General features: G+C 68.5%; 16 protein-coding genes and 3 pseudogenes. 11 read left to right on the top strand and 8 right to left on the bottom strand.

Going from position 1 to position 18531, the window contains the following annotated elements; genetic code table 11:
* The coding region (locus tag ACWDD7_RS35120; protein ID WP_450460382.1) for a non-ribosomal peptide synthetase at nt 1–2927 on the bottom strand (2927 nt) is incomplete at its 3' end.
* Between the two features lie 640 nt (nt 2928–3567).
* On the opposite strand from ACWDD7_RS35120, the gene coaD reads away from it, so the two are divergent.
* On the top strand, nt 3568–4038 hold the full coding sequence (gene coaD, locus ACWDD7_RS35115; protein WP_351876594.1) for a pantetheine-phosphate adenylyltransferase: 471 nt from the start codon (nt 3568–3570) through the stop codon (nt 4036–4038).
* Nucleotides 4039–4088: 50 nt separating this feature from the next.
* Nucleotides 4089–5015 (top strand): ornithine carbamoyltransferase, encoded by a 927-nt coding sequence (locus tag ACWDD7_RS35110; RefSeq protein WP_450460381.1) that lies wholly within the window; start codon nt 4089–4091, stop codon nt 5013–5015.
* A gap of 532 nt (nt 5016–5547) precedes the next feature.
* On the opposite strand, the gene ACWDD7_RS35105 is transcribed toward ACWDD7_RS35110, so the two are convergent.
* Nucleotides 5548–5952 carry a hypothetical protein gene (locus ACWDD7_RS35105; RefSeq protein WP_450460380.1) on the bottom strand — a complete coding sequence of 135 codons (405 nt, stop codon included), beginning with the start codon at nt 5950–5952 and terminating at the stop codon, nt 5548–5550.
* On the opposite strand from ACWDD7_RS35105, the gene ACWDD7_RS35100 reads away from it, so the two are divergent.
* The 3 genes from ACWDD7_RS35100 to ACWDD7_RS35090 all read left to right on the top strand — a co-directional run bounded on the left by ACWDD7_RS35100 (nt 5945) and on the right by ACWDD7_RS35090 (nt 10636).
* On the top strand, nt 5945–7408 hold the full coding sequence (locus tag ACWDD7_RS35100; RefSeq protein WP_351876597.1) for an argininosuccinate lyase: 1464 nt from the start codon (nt 5945–5947) through the stop codon (nt 7406–7408). The two genes, ACWDD7_RS35105 and ACWDD7_RS35100, sit on opposite strands and share 8 nt — an antisense overlap.
* A 91-nt stretch (nt 7409–7499) precedes the next feature.
* Complete coding sequence (locus tag ACWDD7_RS35095; protein WP_351876598.1) at nt 7500–8339, top strand: GHMP family kinase ATP-binding protein; 840 nt, start codon at nt 7500–7502, stop codon at nt 8337–8339.
* A gap of 2 nt (nt 8340–8341) precedes the next feature.
* On the top strand, nt 8342–10636 hold the full coding sequence (locus tag ACWDD7_RS35090) for a pyridoxal-phosphate dependent enzyme (RefSeq protein ID WP_450460379.1): 2295 nt from the start codon (nt 8342–8344) through the stop codon (nt 10634–10636).
* 37 nt (nt 10637–10673) lie between these two features.
* Here ACWDD7_RS35090 and ACWDD7_RS35085 read toward each other — a convergent pair whose 3' ends face one another.
* Complete coding sequence (locus ACWDD7_RS35085; RefSeq protein ID WP_450460378.1) at nt 10674–11048, bottom strand: hypothetical protein; 375 nt, start codon at nt 11046–11048, stop codon at nt 10674–10676.
* A gap of 147 nt (nt 11049–11195) precedes the next feature.
* Complete coding sequence (locus tag ACWDD7_RS35080; RefSeq protein ID WP_450460377.1) at nt 11196–13376, bottom strand: DEAD/DEAH box helicase; 2181 nt, start codon at nt 13374–13376, stop codon at nt 11196–11198.
* Nucleotides 13377–13558: 182 nt separating this feature from the next.
* Here ACWDD7_RS35080 and ACWDD7_RS35075 point away from each other — a divergent pair.
* The 3 genes and pseudogenes from ACWDD7_RS35075 to ACWDD7_RS35065 form a co-directional block, all read left to right on the top strand.
* A pseudogene (locus tag ACWDD7_RS35075) lies at nt 13559–13923 on the top strand (DNA-binding protein); the annotation flags it as partial.
* A 248-nt stretch (nt 13924–14171) separates the two neighbouring features.
* Nucleotides 14172–14447: a hypothetical protein gene (locus ACWDD7_RS35070; protein WP_450460376.1), complete on the top strand. Its 276-nt coding sequence runs from the start codon at nt 14172–14174 to the stop codon at nt 14445–14447.
* A complete protein-coding gene (locus ACWDD7_RS35065; RefSeq protein WP_351876603.1) occupies nt 14444–14851 on the top strand; it encodes a type II toxin-antitoxin system VapC family toxin in 408 nt (135 codons plus the stop codon). Before ACWDD7_RS35070 ends, ACWDD7_RS35065 begins: the two co-directional genes overlap by 4 nt.
* 312 nt (nt 14852–15163) lie before the next feature.
* On the opposite strand, the gene ACWDD7_RS35060 is transcribed toward ACWDD7_RS35065, so the two are convergent.
* Entirely contained in the window at nt 15164–15892 is a 729-nt protein-coding gene (locus tag ACWDD7_RS35060) for an ArsR/SmtB family transcription factor (RefSeq protein WP_351876604.1), read from the bottom strand.
* A gap of 56 nt (nt 15893–15948) precedes the next feature.
* Between ACWDD7_RS35060 and ACWDD7_RS35055 the strand changes: the two genes are divergently transcribed.
* Entirely contained in the window at nt 15949–16614 is a 666-nt protein-coding gene (locus tag ACWDD7_RS35055; RefSeq protein WP_351876605.1) for a flavin reductase family protein, read from the top strand.
* A gap of 97 nt (nt 16615–16711) precedes the next feature.
* The gene (locus tag ACWDD7_RS35050; RefSeq protein ID WP_351876606.1) at nt 16712–16885 is read left to right on the top strand and encodes a response regulator transcription factor; all 174 of its coding nucleotides are present in this window, start codon (nt 16712–16714) and stop codon (nt 16883–16885) included.
* A gap of 94 nt (nt 16886–16979) precedes the next feature.
* Here the strand turns inward: ACWDD7_RS35050 and ACWDD7_RS35045 are convergent.
* Nucleotides 16980–17333: pseudogene (locus tag ACWDD7_RS35045) on the bottom strand (DJ-1/PfpI family protein); the annotation flags it as partial.
* Nucleotides 17334–17431: 98 nt separating this feature from the next.
* Here ACWDD7_RS35045 and ACWDD7_RS35040 point away from each other — a divergent pair.
* Entirely contained in the window at nt 17432–17743 is a 312-nt protein-coding gene (locus ACWDD7_RS35040; RefSeq protein WP_450460375.1) for a hypothetical protein, read from the top strand.
* Between the two features lie 103 nt (nt 17744–17846).
* Here ACWDD7_RS35040 and ACWDD7_RS35035 read toward each other — a convergent pair.
* A pseudogene (locus tag ACWDD7_RS35035) lies at nt 17847–18261 on the bottom strand (DNA-binding protein).
* Entirely contained in the window at nt 18243–18527 is a 285-nt protein-coding gene (locus ACWDD7_RS35030; protein ID WP_450460374.1) for a hypothetical protein, read from the bottom strand. The pseudogene ACWDD7_RS35035 and the gene ACWDD7_RS35030 overlap by 19 nt, the downstream one beginning before the upstream one ends.
* Nucleotides 18528–18531: the final 4 nt, after the last annotated feature.

Raw genomic sequence — 18531 nt, 5'->3', positions numbered from 1 at the left:
CGCGGCGCCCGGTAGGTCCCGTCGCCGCCGTACTCCGGCGCGGGCAGCGCCCGCCGGTCGACCTTCCCGTTCGGCGTCAGCGGCAGCGCGTCCAGAACCACGAGCGCCGAGGGGACCAAGTGGTCCGGCAGTCGCCGGGCCGTGAAGCCACGCAGCTCGGCCGGGTCCGGCGCACAGCCCTTCTGCGGCGTCACGTAGGCGACCAGACGCCTGTCGCCCGGCCGGTCCTCACGCACCAGCACGGCGACCTGGCCGACGTCCGGATGTGCTGCCAGCGCGGCTTCGACCTCGCCCGGCTCGACACGGAAGCCCCGCACCTTCACCTGATCATCAGCACGACCCACGAACAGCAGCTGCCCGTCACGGTTCCACCGGACCAGGTCTCCGGTGCGGTACATCCGCTCTCCCGGCGCCCCGAACGGACTGGCGATGAAGCGCTCGGCCGTCATCCCCGGCCAGCCCAGGTAACCCCGCGCCAGGCCCGCACCCGCGACGTAGAGCTCGCCCGTCACGCCCACCGGCACCGGAAGCAGCTGTGCGTCCAGCACGAACACCTGCTTGTTCACCAACGGCCGCCCCACCGGAACGACCCCGCGCTCGACATCACGCCTCGTGGCCAGGTGGGTCGTGGAGAGGCCCATGTTCTCGACAGGGCCGTAACCGTTGAGGACCCGCAAGTCCGGGGATTCCCGCAGTGCCGCGGCCACATGGGCCACGGACGCCGCTTCGCCGGCCGTCATGATGTAACCGAGCTTGTGAAGGGTTTCCGGCTGATGTTCGACCAGAAGGTTGAAGAGACTGGCCGAGACCTGCAAGGCGGTCACGCCATGCCTGTCGATCGCGTGGACGATGCTGGGGACGTCCAGCTTCGGTTCCGGGTACAGCACGACCGTGGCACCGGCGAGCAGGGGCGCGAGCAGCTCTACGGCGAATCCGTCCCACGACACGGGTGAGGTCTGCAGCCACACCTGGTCGGGCCCGTAGTCCACATAGTCCTGGCCGATGAACGTTCCCACCAGAGCCCGGTGGGGAGTGAGCACTCCCTTGGGCCGGCCTGTCGAGCCCGACGTGAACATCACACACGCCGCGGACTCCGGATCTCCGGCCACCGCGGGATCGGAGTCCGCCCGCCGCCTGATCAGCTCCGCCGCGGAGTCCACCCGGACAAAGCTCACACCCGGCCAGGAAGCCCGGTCGGCCAGCGCCGAATCAGCGATGACCACACGGGTACCGGCGTCCTCGGCCACCGAGAGCAGCCGCTCGACGGGGAAACCGGTGTCCAGCATCGTGTAGGCGCCACCGGCCTTGAGCACGGCCAGCACCGCGACCACCAGTTCCACCCCGCGATTCAGGTAGACGCCCACCACGTCTTCCACGCCTACTCCGTGGTCGATGAGGTGGTGTGCCAGGCGGTTGGCGCGGGCGTTGAGTTCCTCGTAGGAGATCTCGGTGTCCTCGAAGACCACGGCGGTGGCGGTGGGGGTGCGGCGCACCTGGGCCTCGAACAGTTCGTGGACGCGCTGCCGTGGTACCTCGACCGCGGCGTCGTTCCACTCGACGAGGGTCGTGTGTCGTTCGTGGTCGGAAAGCAGGTCGATTCCGGTGATCCGGGACCGCGGTTCGGCCGCCACCAGCCGCAGGACACGCACCAGGTGGTCCGCGAGCGAGTCCACGGTGGTCTGATCGAAGATGTCGGTCGCGAACTCGATCTGGCCGGTGATCCCTGCGGGCGCGCCGGCGGCGTCGAACTCCTCGCTGAAGCTGACCACGAGGTCGAACTTCGCGACCTCGGTGCGGATCTGTTCCCGGGACACGACCAGATCAGCGGTCTGCGGCCAGGCGAGTGTGTCGGACTGGAGCACCAGCATCACCTGGAACAACGGCTGCCGGGCCGCCGACCGGTGGGGGGCCAGATCCTCCACCAGCAGGTCGAACGGGACATCCTGATTGCGGTACGCGCCCAGATCCGTCTCGCGGACCCGGCGCAGCAACTCGACGAAGGACGGATCCCCCGACAGGTCGGTCCGCAACACCAGGGTGTTCACGAAGAACCCGACCAGGTCCTCCAGCGCCTCGTCGGTACGCCCCGCCACCGCGGTGCCGACCACGACGTCGTCCCCGGCGCCATGCCGCTGCAACCAGACCGCCAGCCCGGCCTGCAGCACCATGAACAGGCTGGCGCCCTGCCCTTGCCCCAGCCGCGTCAACGCCCGATGCAGCTCGGCGTCGAGAGTGAAACGGGACAGCCCGCCGTGGTGCGTCGGATCAGCCGGGTACGGCCTGTCGACCGGCAACGTCAACTCCGGTGGCGCTCCCGCCAGCGTCTCGCGCCAGTACGCCAGCTGTTCCGGCCCGACCTGGGCCACCAACTCCTCGTGCCACGCCGTGTAATCGCTGTACCGCACCGGCAACGGCACCCACTCCGGCGCCACTCCTTGGCACCGCGCCTGGTACGCCTGCCCCACATCCCGCGTCAAAGGCGCCAACGACCAGCCGTCACAGGAGATGTGATGCATCACCAGCACCAGCACATGCACCTGGGGCGCCAGCCGGAACAGCCACGCCCGCATCGGGATGTCGCACGCCAGGTCAAAAGGACGCGCCGCCACCTCGCTCATCACCCGCGGCAGCTCATCAGCGGCCACATCGCTCAGCCGCAGCTCGACCCGCGCCTGATCCGGCCGCAACACCTCCTGCCGCGGCACCCCGTCCCGCTCCGGGAACACACACCGCAGCGCCTCATGCCGCTCCATCACGTCATTCAGCGCCGCCTGCAAGGCCTCCACATCCAGGCCCCCGACAAAACGCAACCCGAACGGCACGTTGTACGTCGCCCCAGGCCCTTCCAACTGGCCAAGAAACCACAGCCGCCGCTGAGCGAAGGACAACGGGAACACAACAAACCCCCAGATGATCGGCCCAGCCACGGCCGCACCCGCGTGCTCACGCACACCGTTGCGCCAGTGTCGGTCCCCAGTAAAGTCAGACAAATCGCAGTGCGTGACGGCTACGCCCTCGGGAATCCCGTCGACCCGGAGGTGCACATCGCCTACGCGAGGTTGTCCGCAACTCCTTCGGCGCGGCGAAATCCCCGGTCGGCCACACCGCATCGTGACCGGACCGCGTACGGTCCAGCTGAACCGTTCCGCGGATTACCCTGGCAAAACGGCACGAATCGGCCACGGCTTTCACCACGGCCGGCCTTGTCCAGACAGAAAGTGATAGCGCCGTCGAGAACGCGGCAAATGCTGCACACCGCCGAAGCGTTCCCCGGCAGTGCTTCGATCAAGCCGTCGCCAGCGGGGCTCTTCGAATGGCCCAGCGCCGCGACAATCTGCCGCACACGTAAAGAACTGTGTGTTCACAGTAAAATTTTCGACCGCAAGCAGCAGTCGCCCCCATGACTCCCCCTTGTTCCTCTCAGAACATAAAGCAGAAGCAAGCTGGACCTTCTTACGCCGAGATTGACAGCAACCGCAAGTAGGTCTCCCATATGATTTGGGTCACTCCCGGTCCGGGCGGGTTCCTCAGTCCGCAGGAGCGCCGCCTTTGATACGGTCCGACACCATGAAACGTGTGGTCTACCCGGGCTCTTTCGATCCAGTTACAAATGGACATATCGACATAATCGGACGCGCCGCCGCCGTACACGACCACGTGGTGGTGAGCGTGCTGGTCAACATCAACAAGAAGTGCAGGTTTACTTCGGAAGAACGCTTGGACATGCTCCGCGAGGTGACCGCCGGCATGGACAACGTGAGTGTGGAGTCATTTGACGGACTGCTCGTGGACTACTGCCAGAGGGAGAAGTTCGCGCTGGTCGTCAGGGGGCTGCGCACCATCAACGACTTCCAAAGCGAGTTGCAGATGGCGCAGATGAACTACAGTCTCGCCGGGGTGGAAACCGCATTCTTCATGATGAACCAGAAATACAGCGTCTCATCCAGCCTGGTCAGGGAAATCCTCGAACTGGGCGGCGATGTGTCTCACCTGATCCCGCCGGCGTTGCTGGACAGGATGAAGAACAACGTCACCTGAGACGGGTGAACGTGCGGCACGACGCTTCTCTAGGGGGACGAAACATCGTCATGCGCAATCTGATCTCTCTGTCTGATCTCACTCCGGACGACCTGGCGCGCATCGTCGGACGCGCTGTGCAGTTCGGTCGCGATGGCGTCCGGGAGCGGACCCTCGCCGGGCGCGCGGTCGGCATCTACTTCAGCAAGTCCTCGACCCGTACCCGAACGTCCTTCTGGTCGGGGGCGACCCGTCTCGGCGCGGACACCATCACCTTCGGCCCGGACGACCTCCAGCTCAACACCGGAGAGACCCTTGAGGACACGGCGAGGGTGCTCGGTCAGTACTTGGACGCCCTGGTCGTCCGTACCAACGGCCCGGTCGAGGAGATGCGCAGACTCGGCTCGAACAGCCGCCTCGCCGTCGTCAACGCGCTGAGCATCGAAGAGCACCCCACCCAGGCCATCGCCGATCTCGCCACGCTCACCGAGGAATTCGGCAACCTGGACGCGCGCCACGTCCTGTGCGTCGGCGAGGGGAACAGTTCCGGCTCCGCCCTTGCGCTCGCTGCCGCTCTCACACCGGGGTTGCGGCTCACCTTGCTGTGCCCTGCCGGGTACGAGGTACCGGACGAGGTTCTCGCCGTCGCCGATCGTCTTGGCGGCGGATGCGCCGAGGTCGAACAGATCACCAGCCCGGCGGATGTGAAGGGACCGGTCGACGCCGTCTACACCAGCCGCTGGCAGACCATGGGAGTGCCCAAAAAGGACCCGAACTGGCTCACCGCATTCGAGGGGTTCCGCATCGACGGCGAGTTCTTGGACCGGGTCGGCGCACGGCACACCGTCTTCCTGCACGACCTGCCCGCCGTGCGCGGCCAGGAGGTCACCGACGACGTCCTCGACGGAGCGCAGAGCCGGGCGTGGCGCCAGGCACATCACAAGATGACCGCGGCCATGGCCGTACTGGAATGGTGCATGACGAGCGAAATCCGCTGAACCCGTTCGCTGACCGCCGGGGAGTGGGCAGGGGGGCCGGTGCCGACAGCCAGTGCGGCCCCACTGCGTCTTTTTCCGGAGATTCGTCATGGTCCGGGCGCCTGATACCAGGAGACATCAGCGGTCCGCGGGGATCGAATGGGTCACCGGACGCCGCGGTCACTCCCGAGGCGGCCTTCACCGTGCGCCCATACCGTCGACCGAATCCGTGGCCGGCTCGCGGAAGGCTCTCCCGTGAGGCCCTTGACATCACCGCAAGGCCGCTTCTACGGTCCGCGTGATCCGTGACTTCGGTCCGGGGACCGTTGTCTACTGTTCTTGGGGTTTTTCGGAGGGAGACCTCGGCGGCAATATCAGGGAGACCTCGGCGGCAATATCGGGGGCCGAGACAACGGTCGGATCCGAATCGGTATCAGGATTCTCGGCACAAGGGGCCCGTTCGAAACCGATCCGCGAATCACGTGCCCACGCAGCGGGTCCACGGGATGGGCGTGTTCGTTGCCCTGGGTGGCGCTCAGCCGTCGGCGGATCATCAATCGGCCATGCGGACGTGAAGGTCGAGCGTTGATGCGGGCCAAGGGGGAAAATTGAGCATTTCGGAACAAGAGACGACGGACAGGTCCAGGGCCTTGTCCGTGAGACCGGCCATGCCGCCGGCCGGCCCCGGCGCCACGGTGAAGCAGGCGCGCGCGGCGATCGGCGAAGTCATTTCCGGGCTGGAGATCTCCGGCTTGCGGACGCCGGTGCAGTGTTCGCCGTAACCGTTCGCAGATGGTGCAACGCGGCCGTATCCGAGATCGAGATCGTCGACATGGCGTTGAGGGACTCGGCCACCGGCCGACTTCTCGCGATCACGGCCATCGAAATCGAGGTATGAATGGACCGCGATGCCTGTTGAAAAAGCACGGCCGACTCGCCTGAGCGGGCGAGTGAGCACCGGGCCGAGTCATCTGCTGCGCACAGAGGTGCTGGATCCGCAGTTCGACGCAGAGGTGAACAATCTGCTGCCGCACTACGTGGCGATCGAGAAGGCCCTGGTCTCGGAGTACGTCCGCATGGGACTGCTCACCGAGGGAAGTGCTCACGAGATCAACACGCTCCTGGACTCGGTCGACCGCGACTCGATGACCGAGCGGAGCGCGGCCAGCATGAGCGACATGGCCTTCACCCTGGAACGGCTCGTCGAGGACGGCCTCAGCGAGCCGGTTCCGGCCTGGCACGTCGACCGCAGCCGCAACGACTACCAGGCATGCGCGCAGTTGCTCTTCGGACGTTCCCGCTTGCTCGACTCCGCTGCCACACTGCTGGAGTTCGGCCGTGCCGCGCACCGGCTCGCCGGGCGTCACACCGAACACCCGATGCCCGGCTACACGCATCTGCAAGCAGCACAGATCATCTCTCCCGGCTTCTACCTGGCCGCTTTGTCCGAACAGGCGCAACACACGTCACGCCGGCTCCTGTGCACCTATGACAGCATCGACGCCTGCCCTCTGGGTGCGGGGGCGATGTCAGGCCAGACCTTGCCGTGGGACCGCCGACGCCTGGCGCGATCACTGGGTTTCCAACGAGTGCAGCCGCTCGCGCTGACCTCTGTCGCGCATCGCGGCTGGACCGTCGAGATCACCGGCGAGTTCGAGATTCTCGGCGTTCAGTTGAGCCGGTTCGTCACCGACCTGATGGCCTGGGGCAGCAGTGCCTACGGGTTCCTGGAGCTGCCGGACGAGCTGTCCGGCATCTCCTCCGCCATGCCGCAGAAGAAGAACTTCCCCGTCCTGGAGCGTATTCGGGGACGTCTGGCACATCTGTCCTCGACGCACCTCGACACGGTGCTCGGGCAGCGCAACACCGCGTTCTCCAACTCCGTCGAGGTCTCCAAGGAGGCCGGCACGGAACTGCCGCGAGCCTTCGACGCGTTCGACAGCGCGCTGCGGCTGTTCACGGTGGTGCTGGACAACGCGCGATTCGACGTCGACCGGATGGCTCGCGCCTGCGAGAAGGAGTTTCTGGGCGGCTTCGCGCTGGCGAACCGCCTCACCCTCGACGAGGGTGTGCCGTGGCGGCTCGCGCAGGTGATCGCGGGACGGTACATCGTGATGGCCATGGACGCGGGCCTGGAGCCGGCGCAGACAGATCCTGGTCTTCTGACCAGGGCCGCAGCGGAAAACGGACGCCGTCTGACCGACCCGCACGCACTGCTGCGTGACGTGTTCGACGTGGCGGGAGCTCTGTGGTCGATGAACTCGGCGGGATCGACCCATCCGCGGGCCGTCGGCGAGGTGCTCGCGGCGCAGGAGCGAGAACTCGAACGACTTGCGCGGGAGTGGGGTCGTCGGAGGGCGGAAAGCCAAGGGGGAGGCAACGGAGTTGTCCAGTTCGGACACAAGGGGGGTTGAGCGGTCCGCCGGTGTGGCCCCGGGCACCGGCCGGTCGTTCGGCACATTCGGAGAGCTGCTGCAAGGCACCGTCCGCTCTGGACAGCATTTCATGGTGACCTGCCCGGTGGCGGCGTGGAGCACCGCGACCTTCCGGCACGTGCCCGACGCCACGAGTGTCGACGTGCACCCCGCCCACAAATGGAAGGCCGCCCGCATCGCGATGTCGGCGCTGCGTCTCGCGGGCGTGGGCGGCGGCGGTCACCTGACGGTCCACAGTGAGTTGCCGGAGGGGAAGGGGCTGGCCAGCTCGTCGGCGGACCTGGTCGCCACGGCCCGCGCCGTCGCAGCCGCGGTCGGAACCCGTTTCCGCGCCGAGGACATCGAGTCGCTGATGCGGGGGATCGAACCGTCCGACGGCGTGATGTACGACGAGATCGTCGACTTCGACCACCGCAACGTGCGCGTGCGGGAAAGGCTGGGCGCCTTGCCGTCCATGATCATCGTCGCGCACGACGAGGGCGGCCAGGTCGACACGGTGCACTTCAACGGGGCCGCGAAAGCCCACACCGACGAGGAACGCCGCGAGTACGCCCGTCTGCTGACGACGCTCGGTACCGCGGTACGCGACGGTGATCTGGCGGAGGTCGGGCGCGTCGCCACCCGCAGCGCCGAACTCAACGCCCGCCGGAACCCACGCCGCTTCCTGGACGAGCTGCGGCGGCTGTCCAGGGAGATCGACGCACTGGGCGTCGTGTGCGCACACAGCGGAACGGTGCTCGGCATCCTGATCGACCGCGCCGACCCCGATGCCGCGGCCAAGACCGAGGCGGCCCTGGCCGGCTGCGCCGCACTGCCGGGTACGACCGCCGTCTACCGATCGCTCGGGCATGAGGACGACGACTGGAGTCGCCTGGGTGCTCTCCACCTGACCCATCACCAGAGGATGTGACGATGCTCTTTCAGTCCGCTCGCGACATGATCGGGCACACCCCGCTCGTGCGCCTCGCGCTCGACGTACCCGACGGCACCGAGGTGTACGCGAAGCTGGAACTCGCCAACCCGTTCGCCATGAAGGACCGGGTGGCCAAGAGCGTGGTGGAGGAGGCGCGCCGCATCGGAGTGCTCAAGCCGGGGGCGCCCATCGTGGAGAGCTCGTCCGGGACATTGGCCCTCGGCGTGGCCCTGGTGGGGCGAACCCTGGGACATCCGGTCCACGTCGTGACCGATCCCCGGATCGATCCCATCACCCTGGCGAAACTGCGCTTCCTGGACGCGCGCGTCCACATGGTGCGGTCGATGACCGGGCAGGGTTGGCAGTCCGCCAGGTTGGAGCGTCTCGACGAGTTGATGCGGGACCTGCCGGGGGCGTTCTGGCCGCGCCAGTACACCAATCCGGACAACCCGCGCGCATACCGGGCCCTTGTGGGGGAACTGATCGATGACCTCGGAACCGTCGACGTCCTGGTAGGCGCGGTCGGTTCAGGCGGCTCCCTGTGCGGTTCGACCCGCGAGTTGCGCAAGACCTTCCCGAGCCTGCGGTCCGTCGGCGTCGACTGCGTCGGGAGCGCGCTGTTCGACCAGCCGGACTTCCCCGGCCGGCTGCAGAGCGGTCTGGGCAACAGTCTGTCACCGCACAATCTGGACCGCGACGTCATCGACGAGGTGCACTGGCTCAACGATCACGAGGCATTCGCCGCGACCAGGGACCTGGTGCGGGAACAGGGCATCTTCGCGGGCAACACGTCCGGCTCGGTGTATCGCGTGCTCGCCGAGGTCGCCGCCCGCGCGACGCCGGGCAGCCGGATCGTCGGAATCTTCCCCGACCGGGGCGATCGCTACATCGACACCGTCTACAGCGACGAGTACTGGGACGAACACCGCGTCTCCGAACTCCCTCTGGCAACCGAGCCCAGGCTGGTCGAATACGGCACCGCGGTGACCCGATGGTCGCGGGCCACTCTTCCGCGGGCCGGCAAAGCGGGCAAGTTCCTGATCTTCATCGAGTCCAACACGACCGGCACGGGGATGGAGGCGCTGCGCACCGCGCGCGAACTGGGGCTGCGTCCGGTGCTGATCACCGGTAAGCCCGAGCGGTACGCCGGACTCGGTGAGACCGGCAGTGAGGTCGTCGTCTGCGACACGAACTCGCCCGCGGAGCTGCGCACCGTGATCCAGGAACGCTTCCCCCGCCAGAACATCGCCGGACTGACCACCACGAGCGACTTCTACGTGCCCGTCACCGCGGAGTTGACCGAGTGGCTCGACCTGCCCGGCAACTCAGCCGACTCGGTCGCCGCCTGCCGGAACAAGGACCTGACCCGTGGTGTCCTCTGGGCAGCGGGAATCGGCCAACCCGGCTACGCCGTGGTCACCGACGTCGACGAGGTCGCCAAGGCCGTCGCCGAGATCGGCCTGCCCTGTGTGGTCAAGCCGTCCGACGACTCGGGCTCGAACAACGTCAGGCTCTGCAACGACGTCGACGAGGCCAGGGAAACGGCCTCGCGCATCCTCGCGGTGCGCACGAACGTCCGCGGCCAGCCGACCGCCCGAACCGTCCTGGTGGAAGAGTTCGTCCAGGGCGACGAGTACAGCGTGGAGACCTTCACCCACGACGGCGTCACCACCTGCATCGGCGTGACCGCCAAATCCGTCACGGCCGGGCCGTACTTCGTCGAGACCGGTCACGTCTTCCCCGCGCCCCTGCCTGCCGGCGCCGCGGACGAGTTGGCCGAGACCGTGATCGCCGCACTCAGGGCGGTGGGCTGGCGCTCGGGCGCCGTCCACACCGAGGTCAAGCTCACCGCGTCCGGTCCGCGCGTTCTGGAGATCAACCCACGACTGGCAGGTGGCATGATCCCGGAGCTGATTCGGCAGGCGACCGGTTCCGATCTGCTGGAGCAGCAACTCCGCGCCGCGACGGGCCTGCCGGTGGACCTCACGGCCACGCGCGACGGCTACGCCGCGATCCGGTTCCTGTTGCCGGACCGCGCGGGCGTACTGAGCGGCGTGGAGGGCGTCGAGGCGGCGTTGGCCACGCCCGGCGTCACCAGGGTCACCGTGACGGCGCGCCCAGGTACCGCGGTGAGTCCGGCCGAGAACGCCTACGGGCGCGTCGGTCACATCATCGCCGCGGGCGACACCGCCGCGATGGTCACACGGGCGCTCGACGCCGCGCGGGACCGTGTTCGCCTCTGCGTCGACGACGCGCCGGCCCAGGGCGAGAGTCGCGGTGATCGAACCGTGTAGTGCGCCTGGTGGGCGGTAGGCCGGGTGCCGAACCGGTCTACCCGGGGAGACGGCCGGGCGCGGGCACGACCGGGCCCGGCGGAGTGCTGGGGCCGTTTGACGGCGGGGCAGGGCGGAGCCGGTAGGGGCGGCTGTGCCATGTCCAGCCGTGCCGGAGGACCAGGGAACACAGGCCCAGCGTGTCCAGGGGCAGCGAATCGGCCGCGGCCACGACCTGCGGCCAAGTGAGCTCTCCGCGCGCATCGAGGGCGGTGGCCAGCGCCGTCTCCAGACGCGGGTCGACCGTGCGGTGTTCGAGCAGTCGGCGGGTGCGGTCGCCGTCCGTGGCCACGAGGCCCCAGCCCCGGGACCGGCAGAACTCCTCGGCGGCTTCGCGCACACGTTCGACAAGCCGGGCCGCCTGATCCCGCACGCTCTCTCCCCCCTCGGCTCCGGCCGTCGTGGGGGCAGTATGCCCGCTGGTGCCGACAACGCGCCGCTACGGACCCCCGGAAGCCTGCGTGGGGTCCCGACACTCGCTTACGGATGTCCTGCGGACCCGACGGACCGGAAGACCCGCTCACTCGGATGCGGTGGGTCCCCCGTGCGTCACACCCAGACGCGCCTGCTCCTCCTCGACGATCCGGCGGGCCAGCTCGGTGTCCGACACGTCGACCGCGTCCGGGGTGGCCTCGGCCACGGCGCTACGGCGGGCGTAGGCATCGAACAGGCGGGTCTTCTCCTCCAGCATCCTCACCATGCGTTCGTCCACCCCACCGGTGGCGAGAAGGCGATGCACGTGGACCGACCTGACCTGGCCCATGCGGTGGGCCCGGGCCACCGCCTGGTGTTCGATGGTCGGCTTGATCTGCGGTTCGCAGATGATGACGACGGAGGCGGCCTGCAGGTTGAGGCCGATGCCAACCGCCTGGATCTGTGCCAGGAGCACCGCTGGTCCCGGGACCCCGGCGAAGTCGTCGACGATCTGCTGCCGTCGCCCGGCCGGGACGCTGCCGGTGAGCGGACCGAGCATCGGGGTACCCACCGTGGGGCCCTCGGCAAGCGCCGCCTTCACCACGCCCAGCACGTCCTTGAAGTTGGAGAAGACCACTGTCTTCTGCCCGTTCTCGCCGGCTTCCCGAACGATCTCGCGGAGCCGGTCCAGCTTGGCCGACTTCTCCGGTCGCATGTACGCGGCCCTGCGCATCGCCATGAAGTTGCCTGCGCGCACGGCTTCGCGGTACGCCTCCTCGTCCGACGCGCTCAGTTCCTCCCACTCGTCGGTCTGCTGAAGACTCGGGAGCTCCGTCAGCACGTCTTCCTGGTTGCGCCTCAGGTACACCGGGGCGACAGCCTTGCGGAAGACGACCGATCCTGCCAGGGCGTCCCGCTCGCCGAGGGAGTCCGCCACCGCTCCGTCGAGCATCTGGACCAGGTTGCGGAACTCCACGACCCGGTTCTCCATCGGGGTTCCGGTCATGAAGAGGCTGCGCTCACAGCGCTCCGCCCACAGGGCGACCGACTGAGACCGCTTGGTCTTCGGGTTCTTCACGGAGTGCGCTTCGTCGACGACGAGCAGTCCTACGTCCCCTCCGCCCGGCGGCGGAAATCCGCGCAGCGCGTCGAACGTGGTCACCCCCACCCCGCCCCGCCCCTTCCAGTCGGCGAACACGTCGTGCCGGTCGGGGCCGTGGAGCACCATGACGCGAAGGGCGCTGCGGGCCTCGATCTCCCGAGTCCAGTTCACGAGAACGCTCGCCGGGCAGACGACCATGAAATGGCTCTGCCCCTCGGCAGCCAGGTGTGCCAGCACGGCAATGGCCTGGATGGTCTTCCCGAGTCCCATCTCGTCGCCGAGTATCACCTTGCGCTGTGCGAGGACGAATCGCGCGCCGAACGCCTGGTAACCGCGCAGGGAGACCCGCCGGTGCGAGTCGTCGAGCCGTTGCGTCCGTACCCGCTCGGCGATCTCCTCCGGCAGGAACCCCTCGGCGGCCGCCGCGTCCGGCAGCCGCCCGGATATCTCGGCGAGCAGGCTGTAGTACTCCGCGGAGCGGAGCTCGAAGTCCACCCATGCGGCGATGTCGGACGAAGACCCACGCAGCAGATCCACCGAGGCTTGGGCGAGCAGCTCGGGCAGGTCGTCCTGCTCCGCTTCGTCCACCAGTGAACGGATCTCGGCGACCGCCGCCAGGACACGTGCCTTCTTCTCCTGGCCGGCCAGCAGCATCCCGAAACGCCCGGCGGCGGGCCTCGCGTCGGCCAGCAACGGGCCGAGCCGTTCCGACAGGGCCACGGCCCGGTCCACCGCGCGCCGGGCGTCCGGGCCGGCTTCCACCAGTACGTGCAGGGCCATGACGAGCGCGGTGGTGCTCGGCTCCGGCCTGTCCACGTCGATGTGGACGGCCACCGTCTCGTGCACCGCTTCGGAGAGCCGGCGAGCGGCGGCGAGGATCTGGTCGACCGTGCGCTGCCCGACGCCGGGAATCTGCCTCAACCGATAGGGGCCCGCTTCGAGCACACGGCCCACCGTGCCAAGGCCGTTCTTCTCGACGTTCCCCAGCCTCAGACGTCCTTCGGTGACGTCCTGCAGCCGGGCGACAGGGATGGCGTCGAGTTCCCGCGTGACCGCCGCGTCGTGAATCGGCTTCAGCGCGGCCCGCACCGCCTCGACCGCCCTACCGTGGTCGCCGACCACTGCCTGCGCTGCCGCACGCAGTCGCGCTCCCCTCGCGACCGTGTCCCGCTCGCCACGCCCCACCCGTCCCGCCCCTCTCCCGCAGTCCCCGCATCCTCCCACCACCCACTCCGGCCCTGGGCGAGGTGCCCGTCCAGTCCGGACAGGATGCCGATGTCCCGCCGGACGGGGGCGCCTGACCTGCGCCGCCGCAGGTCAGAGGTCCCCTGCGTGCGATCGTCCGGATACGGGAGAAGGCGGCGCGAATCAGTCGGACCCGCAGGAGCCGTTCACCGCCGAAGGCTTACGACCGCCGGCGGCATCGGCGGCAGCCGATCCAGGCGGCATCAGAGGAGGGCGTCCGCGTGGCCACCAGCGCCATGGCCACGCTTGAGGCCGATGACGAGCGCGTCCACCCGGCCCGCGTCAAGTGGGTCCTCTCCCCTGTCGACGTCCACGACGTCACCAAGGAGATCAACGACCAAGCCCCCGCCGTCCTCCTTCGCACCCCTCACCTTCACGGCCACAAGTGCGGCATCCATGCCGCTCTCGCCGCCATCGCCCGCGAGGCACCCCAGCCGGTGACTGTCCTCACTCCGCCCCCGAGGACCTGACGCTCCGGTGCGGCCCCCTGCGGACAGACGTCTGCGCCCGACCCGCCAACGGGCGAGCCGGGCGAGGTGGCATGGCGTCAGACGTTGAAGCGGAACTCCACGGCAAGGCCCTGACCTGCGGGAATGCAGGCGCATCCCAGCACCATCCCAGCACGGGAGCCGCGACAAAGTACAAGAAGATCCAATGGCTTCGAGACTACGCCGCCGGAGGCGGGCTGCCCAGCATTCCACGCGAGGTAATAGTTCCTGTACATGACGTGCCCTCATGAAATCACCCCGCCCCGGAGGCACGGAGAACATCTCCGTCTCGATGCCCTCGGAACTCCTCGGTGCGCTGCGCACACGCACCGGCAAGCGTGGCGTGTCCGCCTACGTGACCGCGGCGGTCCGGCACCAGCTGGCGATGGACGGCCTCGCCGAGATCGTGGCCGCCTACCAAGCCGAGCACGAACCGCTGAGCGAGGCCGAAGTCCAGGCCGCGCAGCACGAACTGTTCGGTGACGCACCGGCGCCGTACGCGTCCGGTGACAGCGCCGCGTGAAGGAGCCCGCGGCCAGGTCCCTGGTTCTGGACTTCCAGGCGCTGTCGCTACTCCTGCGCAACGACCGCCAGATGATCACCCGGATCGAGGCCGCTCGACGCGTGGGCGTGCCCGTCCTCGTCTCGGCCCTGACAGTGGTGGAGGCCGTCTACGGGAAGACGGACACCGCCCGGCTGAACTGGCTGCTCTCCCGCCTCCAGATCCAGGACGTCACCCAGGCGGACAGTCTCACTGCGGTGCAACTGCTGAGCGACGCCGGCGGCCTCCACGGCCACAAGTACGCCACCGACGCCCTCGTTGCCGCGATGGCGCTCCGCTCCCCGGCACCCGTCCTCGTACTGACCTCGGACCGCGACGACTGGTCGAAACTGTGCGGCGACCGCGTACAGATCAAGGACGTCTGAGGGCTTCGAGCGTAGTGGTTACTCCTGCGGGTCAGGCTCAACTCCCCGACTCACGCTCCGGCTTGAAACCGTGAAGCCGCGCCGAGGCCAGTGAGCAGCTTGGCGGCGGCACCCGGCTCTCCCGCCCGAGCACCGCAACAGGCGCGCGCCGGCCCCGCTGGTCCGGTCATGAGCGCCGTTGCGCCCCGTCACGGGTCAAGCCGTGAGCAAGGCGCTTCTGACCCGCCGCATGATTGGCGAGCACGCGGCGCAAGAATGCCACGTCTTCGAGGCTCTGGGTGTCAGCGGGTGTCCGCAGCCTCTCGAGGCTGCTCATTTCTGCGAAAGGAGTTCGTCGGACAAGCCGAGGTGACAGCGGAGTGCCCGTCGGCCGAGGGGTGTGACCGCGACGGCGCGCGTGGTACCGACGGGGGTGATCCAGCCGGTTTCGAGCGCGTGACGGCACAGGGCGGCACCGACGGCGCCGGCCAGGTGGGGGCGGCGTTCGGTCCAGTCCAGGCATGACCTCACCGACGGTCGGCGCGTGCCGGTCGGGACAGTGATGCCGAGTTCTTCGAGCCAGGTCGCGCCGGCGCCGGTGAGCCCGAGTCCATGCTCCAGGTCCAGCAGCTTTCGCTCGAGCATGGCATCGGTGATGGCGACCCCGACGGTCCCGGCGAGGTGGTCGTAGCAGGTGCGGGCGTGGGCGAGGGCCTGTCGACGGCCGGCCGCCGACAGGGATCGGGGTGCTGGGGTGCGCTCGGGTGCCATCGCGGCGAGGCTCTCGATCAGTTCGGCGACGTGCGGACCGGCCAGACGCACGTACCGGTGGCGGCCCTGCCGTTCTTCGGCGAGCAGGTTTCCGCGGACGAGTGCGTGCAAGTGCTCAGTCGCGGTCGAGGGAGCCACCCCCGCATGGCGTGCCAGTTCCGTCGCCGTCCAAGCCCGGCCGTCGAGCAGGGCCAGACAGAAAACTGCCCGCGTGCCATCGGCCAGAAGCTTCGCCACGGTAGCCAGGTCGGGGCCGGCCGCATGTGCGCGCTGCATGTCCATGCGGTCCATTCTCACCCGTGTCACTTCGGCCCCGGCCGAAGTGACCGGACCTTAGCCTGCCCACCATGAACACGGCACCTCTCAGCACCCTGCCCGCACGGACAGTCGCCACACACCTGGAGATCGAGCCGAGCATCCTGTACTTCGGGACGCCAGTGGTCCTCCTGTCGACAGAAAACCAGGACGGCTCGTTCAACCTCGCCCCGATATCCTCCGCCTGGGCCCTCGGGCAGACGGTTGTGATCGGACTGGGCCGTGAGGGGCAGACAGCGTACAACCTTGGCAGCCGCCCCGACCTGGTCATCAACCTGCCAGCCCCCGCCCAGTGGCCGGCCGTGGAGCGGCTGGCGCCACTGACCGGCCGCAATCCAGTGCCCGCCGGCAAGCCCGAGGGCTGCCGCTTCGAGCCGGACAAGTTCGCCGCCGCCGGCATGACCAGCGAGCCCTCCCATCTGGTCCGGCCGCCTCGCGTCGCCGAATGCCCGATCCAGTTGGAGGCCCGTGCCGAGCGGGTGCAGCCGGACGCCTCCGGGGACTTCGTCATCGTCGAGGCCGTCGTGCGCAAGGTGCACGCCGACTCCCGCATCGTCGTTCCGGGCACCGACCACATCGACCCCGTCGCCTGGAGTCCCCTCATCTACAACTTCCGCCACTACTTCGGCCTCGGCCCGGAACTCGGCCACTCCTACCGCACCCAGACACCCCGCGTCGACGAGGGACCGGCCGCATAGCCTGCGCTCGCCGGCACAGCGCCCGACCGAGATCTGGCGGCCTGGTTGAAGCCGACGGCAGCAGCCGTGCAATCCGGCCCTCTCCCCGTGCGTACAGGTGGCGTACGCCCGCACCGCCGGCCGCACCAACAGAGAGATCGCCGAGCGGCTGTGCATCACGCCGCGCACTGTGGGAACCCACATCGAGCACATCCTCGCCAAGCTGGACCTCCCCAACCGCGCGGCCGCCGCCGCACGAGCCGCCACCTGGAGGATCGAACCCGCCCGCTGACGCGAGGACGCCGACCGGCCTTGCGGACGACGCGGCGCGAGCCAGCGCGGGGAGATGCGGCTCCGGTCGGCGCCCTCGTGGCCTTGTCGAGGAGGCCGGCTGCCGCCAGCGCGAAGGCACCCGTACACACCGAGACCACGCGGGCTCCGCGTTCCGCGGCAGTGCGCAGGGCTTCAATTACTGCAGGCGCGGGCGGATCGTGGGGCGCGTAACCGGGCACGATGACCGTGCCTGCCTCGGGCAGAGCGTCCAGCCCCCGGGGAGCAATGAGCTCGAAACCGGTGGAAGTGGCCACTGGCCCGGCTTCGGCGGCACACAGGCTGAACCGGTAGAAATCGGGAGAGCCGGGTGCTCCGAAGACTTGCGCGGGAATGGCGAGGTCGAAAGCGACGACCCCAGGAAGCGCGAGGGCGACGACATGATGCGTGGCAGAAATCTTATGGCTCACGTCATTCCTGCCTATCGCGGCGCTCGCACCCCTCTTGCACGATGGACGGACCGCAGGTGCCGCCAGGCGCCTTCAGGCCTTGACCAGGGAGAATTCTGATGCGTTTCATCGATGCCGCCTCATTCACCGCCGAACGCCCCTGGGGTGCCGTCGATCTCGCAGCCGTGGATGACGCGACGGTACGGCTGCACTGGACCGACCAGCCATACAAGTGGCACGTCAACGACGGCCCCGAAGTGTTCGTCGTCCTGGACGGGGCAGTGGACATGCACTACCGCCTGGACGGTGTCGAGCAGGTCGAACGGCTGACGCCGGGCCGGGTGTGCTGTGTCGAACCAGGAGACGCTCATGTCGCCCACCCCGCACCGCAGGCGCGCATCCTCGTCATCGAAAGGCGCGAAAGCGTGTGACCTGCCAGGGGTTCGAACCAGCGCACACGCTCTGGAACCTCACCCGTGAACTTGACCTGGCATTACACGGCGCCGCCGTCGCCCCGCCACGGGCGACGGGAATTCACACCGCCACGAGCCGGACCCGCTCGCCGCACAGCTTGGCCATGTCGTCAATATCGGAAGTCAGCATGACCACGGGGCGGTGCTGGCGCAGCGCGGCCTCGGCGACCGCCGCATCGATCGCGTACTTGTGTCCGTGCAACCCGGCATTCATCAGCAACATCGAGGCCGCCCTCGCGTCCTCGTCACCGACCGGGACGACCCGCAGCCCGGAAAGCACCCAGTTCAAGCGGGACTTGTTCGTACGGGGCGTGGACGGCCTCGATGATGGTGAGCGCGCTGATCACGACCTCCATGCCGCGCGAGCGCGCCTCGGCGACCAGGGCCACCGTCTGCTCGTCGTCAGCGAGCAGCTTCGAGAGCCCTTCGCTGTCGAGGATCAGCGTCCCCTCGTGGCTCAGCTTGCGGCGGGCCACTCGCCCTCCTCGGCGAACACCTCGTCGAAGACCTGCCGCGCCCGCTGCCGGGCCTGCTCAGAGACCGGCCCCTTGCGGCTCTCGTAGTCCGCCAAGTACTCGTCAAGGACCTGGCCGCGCAACTCACGCTCGACCGCCTCGGCAATGAACGCGGAGAACTCCCGCTTGCCCACCCGCGCCCGGATCGCCTCCGCGGTCCCCTCCGGCAGCGACAGGCTCACCCGCGTCGCCGGCCCTTCCCCGATGCTGTACGTCGTCTTGCCCATACCC

Source organism: Streptomyces sp. NPDC001056 (assembly GCF_053598955.1).
The sequence above is the reverse complement of the archived record's forward strand: the minus strand, read 5'-3'. Positions and strand labels throughout refer to the sequence as shown.

What these genes read in the sequence shown, in the direction of transcription:
- ACWDD7_RS35070 (WP_450460376.1), top strand. Translation starts at nt 14,172, where the DNA reads ATGAAATCACCCCGCCCCGGAGGCACGGAGAACATCTCCGTCTCGATG.
- ACWDD7_RS35110 (WP_450460381.1), top strand. Translation starts at nt 4,089, where the DNA reads ATGCGCAATCTGATCTCTCTGTCTGATCTCACTCCGGACGACCTGGCG.
- ACWDD7_RS35040 (WP_450460375.1), top strand. Translation starts at nt 17,432, where the DNA reads ATGCGTTTCATCGATGCCGCCTCATTCACCGCCGAACGCCCCTGGGGT.
- ACWDD7_RS35030 (WP_450460374.1), bottom strand. Translation starts at nt 18,527, where the DNA reads ATGGGCAAGACGACGTACAGCATCGGGGAAGGGCCGGCGACGCGGGTG.
- ACWDD7_RS35060 (WP_351876604.1), bottom strand. Translation starts at nt 15,892, where the DNA reads ATGGACCGCATGGACATGCAGCGCGCACATGCGGCCGGCCCCGACCTG.
- coaD (WP_351876594.1), top strand. Translation starts at nt 3,568, where the DNA reads ATGAAACGTGTGGTCTACCCGGGCTCTTTCGATCCAGTTACAAATGGA.
- ACWDD7_RS35095 (WP_351876598.1), top strand. Translation starts at nt 7,500, where the DNA reads ATGGTGACCTGCCCGGTGGCGGCGTGGAGCACCGCGACCTTCCGGCAC.
- ACWDD7_RS35055 (WP_351876605.1), top strand. Translation starts at nt 15,949, where the DNA reads ATGAACACGGCACCTCTCAGCACCCTGCCCGCACGGACAGTCGCCACA.
- ACWDD7_RS35090 (WP_450460379.1), top strand. Translation starts at nt 8,342, where the DNA reads ATGCTCTTTCAGTCCGCTCGCGACATGATCGGGCACACCCCGCTCGTG.